Genomic DNA, 15501 nt, shown 5'->3' on the forward strand with positions numbered 1-15501 from the left:
GCCCCAGTCACGCCGGTGGATCCGGTCGCACCCGTGTTGCCGGTTTGGCCCGTGCTGCCAGTTGAGCCGGTCGCGCCAGTTACCCCCGTCGAACCCGTGTTGCCTGTGGCTCCAGTCTGACCCGTTGCCCCTGTGCCACCGGTCTGACCGGTCATGCCAGTTACACCAGTGGAACCCGTCGCGCCCGTGCCACCAGTTTGACCGGTCACGCCGGTTTGACCAGTGCTGCCAGTCGATCCGCTTGCACCCGTGTTGCCAGTGGAGCCTGTGATACCCGTGCCGCCTGTGGAACCGCTTGCCCCAGTTGTGCCGGTTGCCCCAGTCGATCCTGTCGAGCCTGTGATACCAGTTTGTCCGGTGACACCCGTCGGGCCGGTGGAGCCAGTTGCCCCTGTGACGCCGGTGCTTCCAGTTGGGCCAGTGCCGCCGGTTGAGCCTGTCACACCTGTGGAACCTGTCGCGCCGGTATTGCCGGTGGCGCCAGTTGCGCCAGTTCTGCCAGTCGCTCCAGTCGCTCCGGTTGCTCCGGTTGCTCCGGCTGTGGTGACAGTGACGGCCGAAAGAGTGTAGACGTAATATCCGGTTAATAACGCACTGGCAGTTGCTGATGTTGTTACAGAGACGGCAGGGCCTTGTGTCGGCGTTTCGGAAACGGAAAGAGTTTGGGGGCCACTCAGAACGCCGCTAGGGAGATAAAAAGTTAGGATTTCTCCCGACCCAACGGGCGCGGATATTGTGGTTGCAAAAGTAACGGTGGTCGAACCTGGGGTTGTAACTAAAGTTGCGTAGCCGACCTGCGTCGTGACGCCACTATAGGTGTCATATATTATTGCATATCCAGATCCAGTGTAGCCGGTGACCGTTCCGTTGATCGCGAGAGTGGATTCACCAGACATGTCGGAATTCCTGGCCACTCTTTCGCGGCGAAGTCGCAGTCTTGCTTTGGCAAGGACAGAGTTTTAAACCGAAATAGGTCACGTCTCCTTGCATAACCGTCCAGGCTCAATGGTGTGGTCTCGCCTTATCGGCGGCGCTTCATTTTCAATTCGCTGGCTAACTCAGGCTCTTGAAATTAACGGCGTGGCATCAAGCAATCGTTATCGATTCTACAACGCACCTCAGAATACTCACCCAGCGTAGGGTCGAATTCATAAAGCATTGTCATTTCTGATGTAAATTGACCGCGGGGATTAGGCCGCCTGGGCGGCGGACCTAGGTCAATGCTGCTTAAACTCACAAACGACAATAAAAAATTCCCAAGAGACCTTAAGAGCGACTATATCCGAAACATAGTCGCAGAAAAAAAGACGGGCTAAAGACGCCTGTGAAACGGCACCATCGTTTAAGAATAAAAACTACCCGAGCGCAGACCGAGGCAGTCTCTTTTGTCCGCTCGACTAGTCCCAAAGCTCAGATCGGCTGGCGGTTCAAGCAGTCTTAGTGCTGAGACTGCCGTATAATACGAAGCCGATGCCAATTTCTTGAACAGCCGCGATTTCCTATTGGCAAGCTTCGCGTCCTATGGCTGTCATGGGGCCTGTACAAGGCAGTTCGGCGCGAGAGGCAAAGAAATGGCGCATAGACCATGATACCCAATCCCAGGACGATTGGCCTCTGTATGATCGTCAAGAACGAAAGCGCCGTGATTCTGCGCTGCCTCGACAGCGTCAGGCCTTTGATCGACTACGTTTTGATCGAGGATACCGGGTCCAGCGACGGCACGCAGCAGCTGATCAGAAATTGGCTGGCGAAAGAAAAAATCCCCGGCCAGGTTATCGACGAGCCTTGGCAGAATTTCGCCCATAACCGCTCCCATGTGCTGGGCAAGCTGCGCGAGTTGCCGCTGGTTGACTATGCGCTGATTATGGATGCCGACGATGCTCTGATCATCGAGGAAAATCTTGATGTCGTTTTGTTTAAGACAGATCTCGACAAGGATCTCTACGATGTCGAGATCAGGCATGGCAGTGCGCGATTTTTCAGGCCCCAGCTTTGCCGGAATGCAATGACGTTTTCTTATAAGGCGGTGTTGCACGAGTATCTGGAGGGGCCGGAGGGACCGGTTACCCGAGCGACAGCGGCCGGCCTTCGTATCGACACCGGACGCGGCGGGGCGCGCAACGAAAATCCAAACAAATACCGTGATGATGCGGCGGTTCTCGAAAAGGCGCTCACGGCGGAGGCTGACCCGTTTTTGATCTCTCGCTACAGGTTTTATCTGGCGCAGAGCTATCGTGATTGTGGAGAGAGAGAGAAGGCCCTCGACAATTACCTCCTGCGCGCGGAACTCGGCTATTGGGACGAAGAGATCTTTGAGAGCCTCTATGCTGTTGCGATTTTGAAAGAAGAATTAGCCTATCCGGCGGATGAGGTCATCGCGTCCTATCTCAAGGCAGCCGACATCGTTCCGACGCGGGCTGAAGCTTTGCATGGCGTCGCCCGGTTCTGCCGTCTGCGGGGGCGATGCCAGGAGGGCGTGCACTATGCGCGCCGTGGCATGCGGATCCCGATGCCGGGTGGCGGATTGTTCATTCAGCGCTGGATCTATGACTATGGTTTGGCCGATGAATTCGCAATCAGCGCCTATTGGGTGGGTGACTACCGGGACAGCCTCGACACCTGTCTCAATCTTCTCGCCAATCCGCTTCTTCCCGAGAGTGAGCGGATTCGTGTCGGTGCCAATGCCCGGTTCGCGGCAGATAAATTGCCGCGACCGGCGAATCTCGGGGTTTTAGGTCGCACAAGCCAGCTTGACCTGCATGCGATTACAGCAGATCGGCCTTTGCGCACGCATGTGACGACAATGCCCAAAATCTTGCTGGCAATTCTTGCGAAGCAGAAGGCAAAGGCGCTTCCGCTATATTTGGCCTGTATCGAGGCACTCGACTATCCGAAGTCGGACATTGTTCTTTATGTCAGAACCAACAATAATACAGACGATACGCACGATATCCTTCGCGCGTGGCTTTCTCGGGTTGGTGATCTTTATGCGGCTGTCGAGTATGACGCGAGTGATGTATCCGAACCCGTCGAAAATTTTGCCGAGCATGAGTGGAATGCCCAGCGCTTTTTGGTCCTGGGACAGATAAGGCAGACAAGTTTGCAGCGCGCATTGCATCATCAATGCGCTTTTTACTTCGTCTCCGACGTCGACAATTTTATTCGATCATCGACGCTTAAAGAACTGGTAGCGCTCAATCTTCCGATCGTTGCACCGCTCCTTCGCTCGATCGATGCGGGCAGCTATTATTCCAACTATCATGCAGAGATCGACGAGAACGGGTACTACAGGGAATGCGATCAATATCATTGGATTTTGAATGGGTATATACGTGGCGTGAATGAAGTGCCGGTGGTCCACTGCACGTATCTGATCCGGTCCGATGTGATACCCGACCTCGCTTATGCCGATAAGACTGAGCGCCACGAATACGTCATATTCTCGGAGAGCGCCCGAAAGGCCGGCATTCCGCAATACCTGGATAATCGACAAACCTACGGCTATATCACCTTCGCTATTGGCGAGGCTTCCGACGCGTCGAGCGAGTTCAGCAGAGCAAGCAGACTGCTGGGAATCAATCCACCGCTTGCAGAGCCAGTCCCCGCTTCATTGCACACCGGGCAATCGGATGATCCCTCAAACATCGATAAGCCGCCCGGGTCCGTCGAGCACCAGTCAGTGATTGCGCCGGGACAATTATCGGAATGGTTGCAGGCTTTCAGAACGAAGGCCGACCCAGTCACAGTATTCGTCCACCCGGATATGGCTGGGTTCGTCGATCATCTTGCCGAGATTCTGGTTCAAGGTGTGGAGGAATTGGGTGCCCGGGCTGTTTTGGTGAGAGATCTGCCGCCTGTCATGCCTGACCCGCTTATTGTGATCGGAGCCAATCTGCTGACCGACAATGAACGTGCACGGCTCTCCGATTGCACAATCATTTTAAATGTTGAAAATTCAGCGTCGTCATTCATGACGGACGCTTATCTGCGTTGTCTCGCTCGTACTATTGTCTGGGACTATGACAGTCAGAACTCAGCCAGCCTGAGCATAATTCTGGAAAAGCCCGTATTTTATTTCAGGCTGTTTTATGTCCCGTCGCTGTCTCGGTCGGTTTTCACTCCGGAAAAGGATATCGACGTTCTATTCTATGGGTCATTCAACGAACGCCGCGAAAAAATCATGGATGGATTACGAAAGCGCGGTCTCGCAGTGGGGGCGGTCTTTAATGTTTTTTCCACGGATCTTGATAGCCTGATCGCGCGGTCGAAGGTCGTCATTAATATTCATTACTATGACAACGGCCGGTTCGAGATCGTGCGGCTGTCGGATTTGTTCGCCAATCGCTGTGCCGTGATTAGCGAGGTCAATCTGGGCGAGCGCATCGACGAGGATCTGAAGGGTGCTTTCATCGGCGTTCCCTATGACGCCTTGGTGGAAACCACTGAGGCACTGGTTCGCGATGACAACAAGCGCCGGCAGGTTGCCGAAGAGGGGTTCAGATTGTTCAGTCAGCGACGCGCCGTCGATATCTTGCCGGAGGCTCTGGCCTGGGCCGCAAGCCAAAGCATTGAGGCAGACGACATACGGAGGTGATTTTGTCGGGAACAGCGATGCGCCTGCGCCGCTATCGACTAATTCTTGGGCAAAGTTGTAATAAACTTGCTCAAATTATGGTCATTTTCGGCAAATCAGTTCATTTTCTTACTTTTGGCCGCTGCTATTGTCTTTACAAATAACCCATGGAACCGGAATTTAGCTTTCGGTGGCAGCCTAGCGGGCCGCTTGGTTGAACAGATGGGGATAGCATGGCGTTGTCGCATGGGGTTGGACGTCGCGGATTTATCGCGGGATCGACGTCTCTAGGCTTGCTGGGCTTGACGTCACGTTCCGGTTTTGCGGCGGTGCCTCAGAACGGCGGCACGCTGCGGGTCGGCGTTGGCGACTTTGCCGCGACCGATAATCTGAATCCCACTCTGTACTCGACATATTTTCAGCTTTTCCTGTTTAGGCAGTTGCGGAATAACCTGATCGAAGTCGGTCCGGGCGGTGCTCTTGTGCCTGAACTGGCGGAAAGCTGGTCGGGGTCGTCGGACGCCAAGACCTGGGTTTTCAAGCTGCGCCAGGGCGTGTCTTTCCATGACGGCCGCCCCTTCACGGCCGATGATGCCGTGTATTCGATCAATCTGCATCGCGTGAAAGGCACTACCTCGACGGCGGCGCCGATCCTCAAGCCGGTTCTGGACATCAAGGCGACTGGCAAATACGAACTGACGATTGTCCTTTCATCGGGCGACGTCGGCTTTCCGAGCCTTATGACGCTTGAGACTCTGACGATGGTGCCGAATGGCGAGACCGATTTCAACAAAGGCATCGGCACCGGCGGCTATATCCTGGAAAGCTTTCAGCCTGGTGTGAAATCCGTCGTCAAGCGCAACCCCAACTACTGGAAGCAGGGACGCGCGCATTTCGATTCGGTCGAAATGCTGGCGATCAAGGATGCGTCTGCCCGCACCGCCGCTCTGATGTCCGGGTCCATCGACGCCTGCAATTTCGTTGATCTGAAGACCGCCCATCTGCTGGAGCGCAGCCCGCGCGTCAAGCTGCTGGCGACGGCGGGTAAGGCGCATTACGCCTTCCCGATGCGCATGGATATCGCGCCCTTCAACGACATCAATCTGCGCACCGCGATGAAATACGCTGTTGACCGCGAGCAGATGGTGAAGATGATTGCCAATGGCTATGCAACCGTCGGCAATGACCAGCCGATCACGCCTGCCTATCAGTTCTATGACGCCGGCCTTAAGCCGAAAGCCTATGACCCTGACAAGGCGAAGTTCTATCTCAAGAAGGCCGGCCAGGAAAATTTCAGCATCGAGCTCTATACCTCGGAAACGCCCTTCGCCGGTGCGACCGATGCCGCTGTTCTGTACAGCGCCCAGGCCGCCAAGGCTGGAATCAATATTAAGGTCGTGAAGACGCCGGAAGACGGCTACTGGGACAATATCTGGTTCAAGAAGCCCTTCTGTGTCGCCCGCTGGAGCGGCCGCGCCAACGAGAACGCGATGATCTCGCTTGCCTATGGCACCGCCGGAATCGCGGCCGGCTGGAACGAAACGCATATGTCCGATCCGAAATTGGATCAGATGCTGACGGCGGCGCGCGGCGAATTCGACGAGCAGAAGCGCCGGCAGCTCTATTACGACATGCAGACCCTGATTTCCGACGACGGCGGCGAAGTTATCCCCGTCGTTGCCGATTTCGTCGATGCGACATCCAGCAAAGTGGCGCATGGCGAATTGGGGTCGGATTTCGATATGGATGGTGGGCGCTTCGCTGAACGCTGGTGGTTCGCATAACCACGCTGACGCACCGGGGCTGGTGAGTCGATACCGCCAGCCCCGGCGATATCTGCGTGAAAGACTGAAGAGGAAAGACTATGGCTGCAAGCCGCAAGATGGCCTTGGCCCTGCTCGCGCAGGCTAACGGCCTCCATCCGGCAGGCTGGATTACCGCCGGCGGTCCGACCGATTGTGCGATGGATATCGGCTATTACGCGAAACTGGCGCAGACGGCTGAGCGAGGCAAGTTCGACCTCTTCTTTGTGGCAGACACGCCAGCGGCCCGCACGGACAAGCTCAACGCGTGGAGCCGTCATCCGCAATATATGAACTGCTTCGAGCCGATTTCGCTGCTGACGGCCTTGTCAGGGCATACAAGCAAGATCGGTCTTGGTGGTACGGCATCCACCAGTTTCTATGAGCCTTACAATATCGCGCGTCTTTATGCTGGCCTCGATCATCTGAGCCATGGCCGCGCCGCCTGGAATGTCGTGACCTCCGGCAATAATTACGCGGCGCGCAATTTCGGTCTGGACGCATTGCCGTCACATGGCGACCGCTACGCGCGTGCGAAAGAGTTCGTCGAGATTGTCCGCGCATTGTGGGACACTTACGATGACGACGCCATCATCTATGACAAGGCCAATGGCGTCTATTTCGATCCCACGAAAATTCACGCCTTGAATCACGATGGCCGTTTCTTCAAGGTTCACGGTTCATTGAATATCTGCCGTGGGCCGCAGGGGCAGCCTGTCATCATTCAGGCGGGCGCTTCCAGCGCTGGGAAGGAATTGGCAGCCGAGACGGCGGAAGTCGTCTTCAATTCGGACGATGAACCGGCCGCCGCCAAAGCCTATTATGACGATTTGAAGGGGCGGATGGAAAAATTCGGCCGCCAGCCGGACCAGATGAAAATTCTTTCGGGTTTCGCGCCGCTCGTCGCGGACAGCCGGTGGGAGGCGGAAGACAAGTACCGCACGCTACAGGAGATGATTCATCCGGATGTTGGCTTGGTGCGCATCGCATCCGATCTGGAAACGGATGTCTCTGACCTTCCGCTTGACGAGCCCATTCCGCTCGACCGCATTCCCAAATCGGCTAATCTGCACACGCGCTATTTCGAGCAGATCGTCTCGCTCATCAAAGAGCAGAAGCTGACGGTTCGCCAATTGTGGCAGCGTTATGAGCGCGGCAACAAGCGTGTTCTGGGCACGGCAGATGATGTGGCCGATGTGATGGAAGAATGGTTCAGCGCACAGGCGTGCGACGGCTTCATGATGGTTTTCCCGACCTTGCCCGACGGTTTGGAGACCTTTGTCGACAAGGTAGTGCCTGAATTGCAGCGCCGTGGCCTCTATCGTCAGGACTATGAGGGCGTGACTTTGCGCGACCATCTGGGTCTTGCGCGGCCGGCAAGCCGTTATGCCGCGTCAGGCGAAGCTGCGTGACAAGCCGGCGCGCCCCTCTGCGAGGGCGCGCCGGTCAATCATGATCCGTGTCGGAGCCGAGGCTTAAGCGACCTTTGATTTCGAAGCGGTCACCAGGATTGGTCAGGCAAACCATGGTGATCGGCTTTTCGTGGTGGAAGGTTTGTCTTTCGATAACAAGCAATGGTGCGCCTTCGGCCACCATCAGTTTTTTTGCCATATCGGGACTGGCATTCACCGCACGGACGGCGTGATCGACTTCCGACCATTTGATATGATGGAGAAGCCACTTGCCCGGGGACATTTCCTGGAAGTGTTCCTTCTCGACCTGAGGCACGGCGGCGATATTGATGAATCGCGTTTCAAGCTGCACCGGATAGTCATCCGCGAGATGCAGCGCTTCGATGTAAAGAAGCCGAGCGCCGCGCGGCAGCGCACGCCATAGATCCCCTGCCTCGCCATTTTTTACCAGGCGGCGCTCGGTTATGCGGAATTCATAATCCTTGCCCGAAGCGATGATATCCTCGGAAACCTCGCGCAGGGGAATGGCGAATTGCCGCTGATAGCGCAGCGAAATCACGGTGCCGGCGCGGCGGTTGCGTTCCACCAGGCCGTTGCGCGCAAGCTCCCCAATCGCTTTGTTGATGGTTTGCCGTGAGGTTTGAAAAATCTCGGTCAGTTCTTCCTCGGATGGAAGCTTTTCCCCCGGCTTGTAGAGTCCCTCTAGAATCAGCCCGGTGACCGAACGGCCGATTTGCCTGAAGAGCGGGCCTTGGCCGTCGAGTGGAAATGCAACTGCTTTGGACATGCTGGTGGTGAGTGATCTCGTGGGGTTCGGAGAGAAGAACGATGATGCCATATAAAATGCGCCTGCATTCGATTTGGAATCAAGACTTTGCCCGGGGTTTGGTTTGAAGGTGAATCTACGCCTACAGGAGTTCGGCAGATAATGTCTTTACAATATTCTCAAGGTGCATGATTTTTGGCGAAGCAGGTGAAGATCATCCGCCGAACGACCGGCCATCCTATGCCATGTCGGTCAGTCAGTTGGAGGCGGCTATGAACGAGACGAAGTTGAGCAGGGGTGAAGGTTTGGGTGGGGCTTTGAGGCTTCATCCCTTGCTGCGCATGGTGCTACGCCGCCTGGGCACCGGCCTGATGACCCTGTTCGTTGTCTCGCTCATCATTTTCTTTGGCGTCAGTCTGCTGCCGGGGGATTTTGCACAGGCAATGCTGGGGCAGGGGGCAACGCCGGCTGCCGTCGCCAGTCTAAGGCAGCATCTCGGCCTCAACCTTCCGCCCTCTATACGCTATGTCCATTGGCTGGGTGGCATGTTGCAGGGTGACTTCGGCTACTCGCTGGCCGGAACAAGGATATCCTCCATCCTTGGCGAGCGGCTGTTCAATACGCTGTTCCTGGCTGCCTATGCCGCTGTCATTTCGGTGCCTTTGGCGGTTCTGCTGGGTATTATCGCGGCGCTCTACCGCAACAGTATTGTCGACCGCCTTATCAATGTCGTGACGCTTGGGGCGATTTCCTTTCCGGAATTCTTCGTCGCCTATATCCTGGTCCTGTTCTTCTCTGTTCGCCTGACCTTGTTCCCCAGTCTTTCACAAGTTTCGCTCGGCATGCCGATCTGGGATCGTCTTTACGTGTGCCTGCTGCCCGCCTTGGCGCTGACGCTGGTGACGATGGCGCATATGATGCGCATGACCCGTGCGACGATCATGGATCTACTGTCGACCTCCTATATCGAGACCGCGCGCTTGAAGGGCATCGCGCCCTGGCGCATCATCGTCCAGCACGCGCTGCCCAATGCGCTGGCGCCGATCATCAACGCTATCGTCATCAATATCGCCTATATGATCGTGGGTGTCGTCCTGGTCGAAGTCGTCTTCGTCTATCCAGGATTGGGTCAGCTTCTGGTCGATTCCGTCTCCAAGCGCGATCTTCCGCTGGTGCAGGCGGCGAGCATGATTTTCGCCGCTGTGTTTATCCTGCTCAACCTGCTCGCGGACGTGCTTTCCATCGTCACCAACCCGCGCCTGCTGCATCCCCGCTGAGAGGCGCGCCAGATCATGCGATTTCTCAAAAGCATTTCCAAGATTCCGCCGACCGCATTGCTCGGCATGGTGGTCGTCTTCGCCTATATCTTCGTCGCGGCTTTTGCCCATTGGGTCGCGCCCTATGGGCAGTTCCAGATCGTCGGTGACCAGTATTCCGGATGGAGCGACAAATTTCTGCTCGGGACCGACAATCTGGGCCGCGACATGTTCAGCCGCATCGTCTATGGCGCGCGCAATACCGTGGGCGTGGCGCTGCTGATCACCTTCCTGTCCTTCTCTGTCGGTTGCACATTCGGCATCGTCGCGGCCATCAGGGGCGGATGGGTCGATGCCGTGCTGTCCTGGGCGGTCGATATCCTGATGTCCATTCCCCAGTTGATCTTCGCCATGCTGCTGCTGACCATTCTGGGCACGTCGCTGCCGGTGCTCATCACGGTGGTGGCTCTGCTGGATTCGACGCGCGTCTTTCGCCTGGCCCGGTCCGTCGCACGAAACCTCGTCGTGCTGGATTTCGTGGAGGCCGTGCAATTGCGTGGCGAAGGGTTCTGGTGGATTGCGCGCCATGAACTGCTGCCGAATATGGTGGCGCCGCTGACAGCCGAATTCGGCATTCGTTTCTGCTTCGTCTTTCTCTTCATCGCTGCGCTGTCTTTCCTCGGCATCGGCGTGCAGCCGCCGACTGCCGACTGGGGCTCGATGATCCGCGACAACGCCACGCTGATCACCTTCGGTGACATCACGCCGGTCATTCCTGGTCTGGCCATCGCCTGCCTGACGATTGCTGTGAACTTCATCGTGGACTGGATCCTCGGCAAAACTGGGGGGTCACGGGTATGACCGACATGGCTATCCGCCAGGACAATCTCCTGACCGTCCGTGGTCTGAAAATCGAAGCGCGTAATGCCGAGGGCGATTGGCATGAGATCGTCCATGGCGTCGATCTGGACCTCAAGCGGGGTGAGGTTCTGGGGCTGATCGGCGAATCCGGTGCGGGCAAATCGACAATTGGCCTTGCCGCCATGGGCTTTGCCCGGCCCGGCTGTCGCATCAGCGGCGGCAGCATCCTGTTCGACGGCATCGACCTGGCGTCGGCGAGTGAGAGAACGAAACGCGCTCTCAGGGGCGCGCGCATCGCCTATGTCGCGCAAAGCGCGGCGGCGGCCTTCAATCCGGCGCAGCGGCTTATCGACCAATATGCCGAAGGTCCGGTGCGCCATGGCGTGCAAAGCCGCGCGGTTGCCTATGACGATGCGAAACAGCTTTATCGCCGCATGCAGATGCCCGAGCCCGACACTATCGGCTTCCGCTATCCGCATCAGGTGTCGGGCGGGCAGTTGCAGCGGGCGATGACCGCCATGGCAATGTCCTGCCGCCCTGATCTGATCATCTTCGATGAGCCGACGACCGCGCTCGACGTGACGACGCAAATCGAGGTGCTGGCCTCCATCAAGGATGTGGTGCGGCAATTCGGCACGGCAGCGATCTATATCACCCATGATCTGGCGGTCGTGGCCCAAATGGCCGACCGCATCAAAGTGCTGCGCTATGGATGCGATGTGGAGGAGGCTGCGGCTTCGACCATGATGTCCGCGCCGCGCGAGGAGTACACGCGCTCGCTTTGGGCTGTGCGGCATATGGAAAAACCAGCGGCTGCACCGGTGGAAGAGGCGATGCCGGTTTTGTCCGTTCGGAACGTGACGGCAGCCTATGGTGGCCGCCGCAAAGTGCTGGAAAATGTCAGCCTGGATGTTCACCGTGGCCGCACCGTCGCGGTGGTCGGAGAATCGGGGTCTGGGAAATCAACGCTCGCCCGCGTCATTGCCGGGCTGCTGCCGCCCGTCTCCGGTCAGGTGTTGATGGATGGCGGTGTGCTGGCCCCGGCGGTCGCCAATCGCAGCCGGCAGGATAGGCAGCGCATCCAGATGATTTATCAGATGGCGGACACGGCCCTGAACCCCCGGCAGACGGTACGCAATATCGTCGGCCGGCCGATGGAATTCTTTCTCGGCATTTCGTCCGCAGAGGCTACGGCGCGTGTGTCCAGGCTGCTCGATATGATGGAATTGCCGGCTGATTGCGCCAATCGCCTTCCGTCCGAACTGTCAGGCGGCCAAAAGCAGCGCATCGGCATTGCGCGCGCATTAGCGGCGGAGCCGCAACTCGTCATTTGCGACGAGGTGACCTCGGCACTGGATCAGCTGGTCGCCGAAGGAATTCTGAAATTGCTGATGCGATTGCAGCAGGAGATGAAGCTCTCGTTTCTCTTCATCACGCATGAATTCGCGACGGTTGAAGCCATCGCGGATGATGTCGTGGTCATGCAGCATGGCAAGATCGTCGATCAGGGAACCCGGCAGGAGGTGTTGCATCCGCCACGCGCGGATTACACGAAAGCCTTGGTCGCCGCCGTGCCGCAGATGAATACGGGTTGGCTGGAGCAGCAGCTTCAGGGGCGCAGCTAAAAGCTTTCCATCGGCCGCGCCGGGATAAGGCAAGGCGCGGCCGATGCAGCTTCAGGCGCTGAATTCAGGAAAGTCTCCGCCTGTCAAAGCGTCGCCAGTCTTCAGGGACAGATGGCGAAACGGAGGAGAGCCTTTGCCGCCACGGTCGATGAAATGTGCGCCATCACCAACCCAGCGGGCTGAGAAAATGCGGCGGCGGCTTTGCTTGGCGAGATTAGCCGGTGCGCCATGGATGGTACCGAAGTGAAAGCAGACGGCGTCGCCGGGTTCCACCGCCCAGCCAAGAATGGTGTGGTCGTCGCGATGGGCGTCGATATCGGGCATGGCGACTGTCGTGTCCCCGGCATAGAGTTCGGTGCCGTCGAAGCGCATCGGTTTGTAGATGCGGCCCTGCTGATGGGAGCCGGCGACCAGTTCCAGCGTCACGTCGCGCGGCACCGGATCGAGGGCGATCCACATGGAGACGCTTTTGTCGCCGCTGACACAGTAATAGGGCAGGTCCTGATGCCAGGGCGTGACGATGGAATTGCCCGGTTCCTTGACCAGGATATGGTCGTGGAAAAAGCGCGCGGTTTGCGACTGCATCAATGCCGAGGCGATTTGAGCCGCACCGGACTCCATGACGAAACGGCGATAGTCAGGAATGCGCTGCCAATTGCACAGATCCTGAAAAAAAGGCGCGCTTCCGTCCGCCGGTTGGTACGAACGCTCAAGCGGGCTGGGATCGGCCATCAGCTGCGCGGTGCCGGCGCGCAGCGGCTCGACCCAATCCTTGAAGACGCCACGCAAAAGAACCGCGCCGTCACGGTCAAACTGCGCGATATCGTCCTGGCTGGGCAAAGATGCGGATGGGGTCACGCGAAAGCTCCTGAGCGCGGGGAATGGACTGCCATTCAAACTGGATGTATGTACATGTCATGTCAAGTTGATTAGGCGGCCGCCCGTGGATGATCCTCAACCCCATTACCAGCGCCTCAAGACCTTCGTGGTTCGGGAAATCGAGACGGGACGGCTGCGGCCGGGTGATCGCATTCCGTCCGAACTCGACCTCATGAAGCAATTTCAGGTCTCGCGCATGACCGCGAACCGTGCGCTGCGGGAATTGCAGCAGGCGGGGGCCGTGTCGCGCATTCAGGGTGTGGGGACTTTCGTATCGGCCCGCACCACGGAGCAGGCGCATGTGGATATTCACAATATCGCGTCGGCGATCCGCGAGAGCAAGCAGAGCTACGCCTGCCGTGTTGTCTATTTCGGGACTGAGGCAGAGCCAGACATCTGCCAGGCAATGGGGCTTCTGTCGGCTTCACAATACGGGCGCGTGAAACTGCTGCATCTGGCTGACGGCATTCCTGTCCAGCATGAGGATCGATGCGTCAATCTGGCTTTCGCCCCGGCGTTTCTGGATCAGGATTTCAGCCGAACAACGCCTTACGAATATCTGATGTCTTTGGGTCCGCTGCAGGCGGCCGAGCAGGTATTTGAGGTGGCAAGGCTTGGTGTGGAATTGGCGGCGCTGTTCGAGATGCAGGCCAGTCTGCCCTGCCTCGTGCTGCGCCGGCGCACCTGGTCGTTTGATCTGGTGGCCTCGACTGCTTCGATCACGGCGCCCAGCAATCGCTATCGGTTCCACGGGGCAACCGGCATGGCGCCAGATTCCGCGCGGCAATTGCCGCGACTGTGACGGTCTGCCTACGACCGTCGATGGCAGGTATTTTGCATTTTGGGATGTTGCATTCTGCGTGGAAGCGCAGGGCTTAGAAACGATCAGCTGGAGACTTGGGTATGACAAGAAGCGATCAACTGAAGCTCGGGACATTCGTCTACACCTTCGGCTTCCATCCGGCGGCCTGGCTGCATCCCGGTAGTGGCGTCAACGCTGCCAATGATATTGGTCATCTCCTGAACTGCGCGAAGATCTCGGAACAGGCAAAATTCGACTTCATGTTTTTTGCCGACAGCCCAGCGGCAGCCGTAGGTGACCCGGACGCGCTGTGCCGCAACCCGACGAAGATGAACCGCTTCGAACCAATCACGGCGATCACCGCGCTATCCGCCTTGACCGATCGTATCGGCTTCGTCGCGACCGCCTCCACCAGCTATTATGAGCCCTTCAATATCGCACGGCTTTTCGCCTCGGCCGATCATATCAGCAAGGGACGCATCTGCTGGAATGTCGTGACCTCCGATCACGATGAAACCGGCTACAACTACAATCGCGACGGATTGCCCCCGCATTCCGAGCGCTATGAGCGGGGCGAGGAGTTCCTCGATACCGTCTTCGGCCTCTGGGACAGCTTTGAGGATGACGCGCTGCTGTTCGACCGCGAAAGCGGCGTCTATTACGACAAGACGAAACTCCATACCCTTGACCATAAGGGCAAGCATTTCCAGGTGCGTGGACCGCTCAATGTCGCGCGCACGCCCCAGGGACGGCCGGTGATCGCACAGGCCGGTGGATCAGAACTCGGCATGGAGTTGGCGGCCCGCACCGCCGAAATGGTTTTCAGCCTCGCGTCCAATATCGACAAGAACCGTGCCTTCTACGCCAATGTCAAAGCCCGCATGGCAAAATACGGCCGCAAGCCGGATGATCTCAAAATCATGCCCGGCATCGTCGTCAATGTCGGCGAGACGCATGAGGAGGCGGAGCGAAAGGCACAACAGCTCGTCGACCTGATGCATCCCGATGTGGGGCTGCTGATGCTACAGGAATTTCTGGAGGCTGATCTTCGCGGCGTCGACCTCGACAAGCCCTTTCCGATGGAGCGGATGCCCGCGAAGGCGAAAGGATCGAAAGCGCTGTTTGACGAGCTGAAGGAGTTCGTGACGCAAGGTCACACCATGCGCGAACTCATCACGCATTACGCACGCCGCCACACGGGCAATGGCCTGACCGGAACACCCGTCGAAATCGCCGATTTCATGCAGGAATGGTTCGAAACCCGTGCCGCCGACGGTTTCATCCTGATGTTTCCGACCCTGCCGGCGAGTCTGGAGGATTTCACGCGCCTGGTTGTGCCAGAATTGCGCCGGCGCGGCATTTTCCGGGATGACTATGAGGGCCAGACGCTCCGCGCGAATCTTGGCCTGAGCTTTCCGGAAAACCGCTACGCCGCAGCCAGAGTTCTGAGCCGAGACGCCGGATAGAAAACGGAGGGCCAACCGAAAGGCCCGATTTCCGGTATTTCCATCGGCGGCGAGCCTCT

At 57.7% G+C, this 15501-nt stretch carries 11 protein-coding genes; 8 read left to right on the forward strand and 3 right to left on the reverse strand.

What is annotated here, in order from left to right:
• Positions 1–443 (reverse strand): hypothetical protein (locus ASILVAE211_RS26110; protein ID WP_264479001.1); only part of this gene is annotated, 443 nt, incomplete at its 3' end.
• A 1175-nt stretch (positions 444–1618) separates the two neighbouring features.
• On the opposite strand from ASILVAE211_RS26110, the gene ASILVAE211_RS19960 reads away from it, so the two are divergent.
• The 3 genes from ASILVAE211_RS19960 (at position 1619) to ASILVAE211_RS19970 (ending at position 7787) form a co-directional block, all read left to right on the forward strand.
• On the forward strand, positions 1619–4594 hold the full coding sequence (locus ASILVAE211_RS19960; RefSeq protein ID WP_227323122.1) for a glycosyltransferase: 2976 nt from the start codon (positions 1619–1621) through the stop codon (positions 4592–4594).
• Positions 4595–4875: 281 nt separating this feature from the next.
• Positions 4876–6357, forward strand: a complete 1482-nt coding sequence (locus ASILVAE211_RS19965) for an ABC transporter substrate-binding protein (RefSeq protein ID WP_227323123.1) — start codon at positions 4876–4878, stop codon at positions 6355–6357.
• 80 nt (positions 6358–6437) lie between these two features.
• Positions 6438–7787, forward strand: a complete 1350-nt coding sequence (locus ASILVAE211_RS19970) for an LLM class flavin-dependent oxidoreductase (protein ID WP_227323124.1) — start codon at positions 6438–6440, stop codon at positions 7785–7787.
• Positions 7788–7821: 34 nt separating this feature from the next.
• Here ASILVAE211_RS19970 and ASILVAE211_RS19975 read toward each other — a convergent pair whose 3' ends face one another.
• Positions 7822–8625, reverse strand: a complete 804-nt coding sequence (locus ASILVAE211_RS19975; protein WP_227323125.1) for a GntR family transcriptional regulator — start codon at positions 8623–8625, stop codon at positions 7822–7824.
• Positions 8626–8825: 200 nt separating this feature from the next.
• Here ASILVAE211_RS19975 and ASILVAE211_RS19980 point away from each other — a divergent pair, with 200 nt between their 5' ends.
• The 3 genes from ASILVAE211_RS19980 to ASILVAE211_RS19990 are packed head-to-tail and all read left to right on the forward strand — an operon-like array spanning position 8826 to position 12295.
• A complete protein-coding gene (locus ASILVAE211_RS19980; protein ID WP_227323126.1) occupies positions 8826–9830 on the forward strand; it encodes an ABC transporter permease in 1005 nt (334 codons plus the stop codon).
• Between the two features lie 15 nt (positions 9831–9845).
• On the forward strand, positions 9846–10670 hold the full coding sequence (locus ASILVAE211_RS19985; protein ID WP_227323127.1) for an ABC transporter permease: 825 nt from the start codon (positions 9846–9848) through the stop codon (positions 10668–10670).
• Positions 10667–12295, forward strand: a complete 1629-nt coding sequence (locus tag ASILVAE211_RS19990) for an ABC transporter ATP-binding protein (protein WP_227323128.1) — start codon at positions 10667–10669, stop codon at positions 12293–12295. Before ASILVAE211_RS19985 ends, ASILVAE211_RS19990 begins: the two co-directional genes overlap by 4 nt.
• A gap of 51 nt (positions 12296–12346) precedes the next feature.
• On the opposite strand, the gene ASILVAE211_RS19995 is transcribed toward ASILVAE211_RS19990, so the two are convergent.
• Positions 12347–13153, reverse strand: coding sequence for a phytanoyl-CoA dioxygenase family protein (locus ASILVAE211_RS19995; protein WP_227323129.1), 807 nt, complete (start codon positions 13151–13153; stop codon positions 12347–12349).
• An 85-nt stretch (positions 13154–13238) separates the two neighbouring features.
• Here ASILVAE211_RS19995 and ASILVAE211_RS20000 point away from each other — a divergent pair, with 85 nt between their 5' ends.
• Positions 13239–13976 carry a UTRA domain-containing protein gene (locus tag ASILVAE211_RS20000; RefSeq protein WP_227323130.1) on the forward strand — a complete coding sequence of 246 codons (738 nt, stop codon included), beginning with the start codon at positions 13239–13241 and terminating at the stop codon, positions 13974–13976.
• A 101-nt stretch (positions 13977–14077) separates the two neighbouring features.
• Complete coding sequence (locus ASILVAE211_RS20005; protein ID WP_227323131.1) at positions 14078–15442, forward strand: LLM class flavin-dependent oxidoreductase; 1365 nt, start codon at positions 14078–14080, stop codon at positions 15440–15442.
• Positions 15443–15501 lie beyond the last annotated feature (59 nt).

Source organism: Acidisoma silvae, from assembly GCF_020618775.1.
Taxonomy (GTDB): domain Bacteria; phylum Pseudomonadota; class Alphaproteobacteria; order Acetobacterales; family Acetobacteraceae; genus Acidisoma; species Acidisoma silvae.

Bases quoted from the DNA above. Each gene is read 5' to 3' on its own strand.
- ASILVAE211_RS19960 (WP_227323122.1), top strand. From the start codon at position 1,619: ATGATCGTCAAGAACGAAAGCGCCGTGATTCTGCGCTGCCTCGACAGC.
- ASILVAE211_RS19970 (WP_227323124.1), top strand. From the start codon at position 6,438: ATGGCTGCAAGCCGCAAGATGGCCTTGGCCCTGCTCGCGCAGGCTAAC.
- ASILVAE211_RS19975 (WP_227323125.1), bottom strand. From the start codon at position 8,625: ATGGCATCATCGTTCTTCTCTCCGAACCCCACGAGATCACTCACCACC.
- ASILVAE211_RS19980 (WP_227323126.1), top strand. From the start codon at position 8,826: ATGAACGAGACGAAGTTGAGCAGGGGTGAAGGTTTGGGTGGGGCTTTG.
- ASILVAE211_RS19985 (WP_227323127.1), top strand. From the start codon at position 9,846: ATGCGATTTCTCAAAAGCATTTCCAAGATTCCGCCGACCGCATTGCTC.
- ASILVAE211_RS19990 (WP_227323128.1), top strand. From the start codon at position 10,667: ATGACCGACATGGCTATCCGCCAGGACAATCTCCTGACCGTCCGTGGT.
- ASILVAE211_RS20005 (WP_227323131.1), top strand. From the start codon at position 14,078: ATGACAAGAAGCGATCAACTGAAGCTCGGGACATTCGTCTACACCTTC.